Below are 3,304 nucleotides of genomic sequence, written 5' to 3'. Positions count from 1 at the left end.
GTCTGTCGGCCCCCGCCCCCCCTTTGAGGCGATTGGCAACATGATTACCGATAAGTGTGTCGTCGCCCTTACCGCCCACTGCATTTTCCAGCGTGACGCCCTTGGCAACGGAAACGTTACCTTTCAACGCCCCTACATCCGAAAAGGACTCGGCATTGAGGTTGATTTTCTGATGGTGTGAATACCCAGAGAAATCCAATGTGTCATTACCACCACCATCCCACACACAGAAAATGGGTGTGTCGTTAGCCGACTTCAAACTATAGGCTTCACGGTTTGTATTGGAATTAAATCCATACGTCGTATCGGTATTACGCGTTTTAGTATTCGGCCCATAGAGTTTCTGAACGGCCGATATATCATCCATCATCGGCGCAGAGGGGTTCAATGATTTGAAATCATGTCCCGGCTGGTTTTTTTCCGAATAGTAACTCATCACAGAACGCGCTCGAGTATCCCCGGCATACGCTGCGTCCCGTCCATAGTTACCAGAGCCATCATAGTCCCCCGGGTGTTCCAGCCCAATGGTGTGGCCTATTTCGTGAACTAGAACTTCGCGAAAATAATGACCCCGTGGAGGGTTTGCACCTGCATTCGCTGTTCCGACATTTGCGAAAGTTTGACTCATATAGCGGTTGGGGAGTGAGGCCATACCCCCAGAGGTTCCGTGCATCTCATTGATATCTATATGGCCGTCAGCCCCCTGCCTTTTTTCAGTGAATGTGACGTTAGCGACATCCTGCCAGGATTGCAGTGCCTGCCTGGCTTGATCTGCCTGCTGTGGGGTAAAGCCCTTGGAAACACGATAGGACAACGTGGTTTTGCCATCACCGTTACTGTCATGAAACTTGAAACCGCTGCGGGTGATATGTTTCCCGGCCTGTTCCGTAGTGAAGACGGTTTTTTTGCTGTTTAGTGTATATACCTGCGTAGGGCCCTCCGGGCTGATGCCACTCCTCGGATCTGGCACCTGCCCTGCATTAGAATTCGTTGCGGTTGGTCCTGGCACTCTCATAAACCAAAGTCCTCATAAAAATCAGACTCGAACGGTAAAACAACATATTCGAGATACCGATTTCCGCCCAACAAGAGCAGCAGTAGTTATCGGCACCCCCTTAAATTCGCATGCTAAAGGTAATCACGCCAGCGACCAATTAATTCACCAGGACACATTCTAAAATTTAAAAACATTTTAGACTTACAACCGAAAAAACCTGAAACCTCAAAACTCAAATCGCTGTTCAAAAAAATTACAACCCATTGATATACAAGAGATAAAAATACTAAAACAAACTAAAAAATATATTTATTGCAAAGCATAACTCACAACCAGACAAAACCTGAGACGCAATTGAATATGCATCCGCCCTCATATTTTTCACGTCCCCCAGGCGACTACCAACTTGAATGGCGAACAATAGAATAGAACATGAAGGAAAAAATCAGCATTCCACATACAGCGACTTCCGTCTGCCGCACATGAGTCATTCAATGCACTGCAACAGGCGATCAGTCCGACACCTCTGAAACGGGAACATGAATAACGCACAGGCAATAAACCCAGTGAGTGAGTCAACGGGAGTTTTGAATAACTGAAAAAACCGGAAGGCATCACCAACCCCTGATAGTTTGGTGAAAAAAACACGACATGAACGTGGCTTGAAAGTAGCCATGCTCACTTGATAAGCAGGCACGCAGCGCCACACGCGTATACGGTCAGAAGTAAGAGAAAGGTTCCAGTGCAATCGTGGGGTTCCCTGGACTGAGAACCCCACGGGAGGTCGTTGCCTGGCACACAGACGCCTGCCTGGGCAGGCTTGTCGGGGGGGTTAGCGAATAGTGACTGGGCTCACCTGAATATCGACCACACTTTTTTTATGAACCCCTTGAATGATGAAAAAATTTTCCCGATAAACCCTCCTCCAGGCCGTGGAGTCGGGACGGGCGAAGGGGCGGGCTCAGGCGTGGGTTCAGGTTCAGTCGGCTCTGAAGTAGGGGTCGGCACGGGATCCGACACAGGCACCACAGTGGGTTCAGGCGTTGGCGTCACTGTCGGCGCCTGACCGTTCCAGATCACATCCGCCTGTTTGATCTGGCTTTGGCTGGCAACCAGTAGATCCGCCGTACCATTTCCCGTTGTGTCCACCGCCAACGTGAAACGGCCGGTTTTCGCGTCTTGGCCGAGCACGGCCTCGCCCGCCTTGCCGCTGAATTTCTCGACGAAGCTCAGCGACTTGAGCCCCGCCTCCTGAACAACACCGGTCAGGTCGATCTTGTCGCTCCCGCTCTGGAAGTCCTGGATGATGTCCGGTGCCTGCGGCGTTGAATCGCTGGCGCGGCGGTAAACAAACGTGTCTGCTCCAGCTCCGCCGTGCAGCTTATCGGCCCCCTTGCCGCCCGTGAGCCGATTGTTGCCCTCGTTCCCCGTCAAGGTATCGTTGCCTGTACCGCCAATGGCGTTTTCCACACTCACACCCTTGGCAATCGACACATTTCCTCGCAAGCCCCCCACGTCCGAGAATGACTCAGCCTTGAGGTTGATGGTTTGGTTCTGGGTGAACCCGGAGAAGTCGAGCGTGTCATTACCTCCACCGTCCCAGACGGTGAAGATCGGCTTGTCGCTCCCCTGCTTGAGGCTATAAGCCTCCCGGCCTGAATTGGAATTGAAGCCGTAGGTGGTGTCGGTATTCCGGGTTTTGGTGTTGGCGCCGTAGAGCCGCTGGGCGGCGGCGATATCGTCCATCATCGGGGCACCCGGGCTGCGCCCGGCAAAATTGTGCCCCGGCTGATGAGTCTCCGTCCAATAGCTCATGACACTGCGAGCCTTGGTGTCCTGGGCATATTCGGCAGCCCGATCGTAATTGAAACCCTGGCCGTCGTATTTACCTGGATGACTCAGCCCCAGGGTATGCCCCAATTCATGGATCAATAAGCCCAGGAAGTGACTGCCCATCGCCGGGTTTTGCCCACCCTGGGTGCCTATATTGGCCTGGACGTTCGAATTATATTTGTTGGGCAACCCCGCGACGCCTGCCGAACCCGGAACACCCTTGATGCTTATTGTGCCATCCGTGTTCGGGCCATTTTCAACAAATTCGATATTAGCAACATCCGCCCAGTACTGAAGGGCTTGCCTGGCCCGTTCTTTCTGAGCCGCATTGAAGCCGCCCGCAAAGTTATAACCCACGACGATTTTTCCATCATTGTTGCGATCATGAAACTTGAAGCCACCGCGGGTGATGTGTTTCGCGGCCTGATCCGTGGTGAAAGATTTTTTATTGTTGGCCCAGAGAACAACTTGGTG

At 52.3% G+C, this 3,304-nt stretch carries 2 protein-coding genes; both read right to left on the bottom strand.

Annotated features, from left to right (window positions below):
• Positions 1-1,015 (bottom strand): M10 family metallopeptidase C-terminal domain-containing protein (locus tag GIW04_RS29135; RefSeq protein ID WP_236479481.1); only part of this gene is annotated, 1,015 nt, incomplete at its 3' end.
• An 834-nt stretch (positions 1,016-1,849) separates the two neighbouring features.
• A partial coding sequence (locus GIW04_RS29130; RefSeq protein WP_236479479.1) for a M10 family metallopeptidase C-terminal domain-containing protein occupies positions 1,850-3,304 on the bottom strand: 1,455 nt, incomplete at its 5' end.

The sequence above is a fragment of the Pseudomonas sp. PA-4-8C genome (genome assembly GCF_021606625.1).
GTDB classification, from domain to species: domain Bacteria; phylum Pseudomonadota; class Gammaproteobacteria; order Pseudomonadales; family Pseudomonadaceae; genus Aquipseudomonas; species Aquipseudomonas lactis.
Note: the sequence above shows the minus strand (reverse complement) of the source record. Positions and strands in the feature narration are given on the sequence as shown.